This is a genomic window from Vibrio sp. 03_296, assembly GCF_002265885.1.
Genome location: NZ_NPKW01001276.1, coordinates 1 through 380 on the forward strand (window position 1 = coordinate 1; position 380 = coordinate 380).

Annotated in this window: 1 pseudogene; it reads left to right on the forward strand. The window is 46.8% G+C overall.

Annotated elements, in window-relative coordinates:
* Positions 1 to 360, forward strand: a pseudogene (locus tag CIK04_RS31530) (IS4 family transposase); the annotation flags it as partial.
* Positions 361 to 380: the final 20 nt, after the last annotated feature.

Consider the following 380-nt stretch of genomic DNA (forward strand, 5'->3'; position numbering starts at 1 on the left):
CGATGCAGCACAACGCGTTAGTGCTGAGGAGTAAGACGGTCGAGCTTGTCTATCAAGAGTTATGGGGGCTGTTGCTTGGTTATAACTTGGTAAGACGAGAAGCCAGTCAAGCGGCCGTAGCACATGGTCGAATGGCCAATGAAATCAGTTTTAAATACGCTTGTCAGTTCATCGCTAGTCAACTGAAAGTAATGAGCAAAGCGGTATCTCCAGGTAATACAACCGAAGCGTCTAAAAAGTCTGCGCGGAGACTTATCCATCCTTTTTATAGACAAACGCCCTAAGCCAAATCGGCCTAGGGCGGTAAAAATATCAAAGACCCGATATCCTGTTAATCGCAAGGCAGCTCCTCTTAAGTGAACTACATTGCGACCCAACCG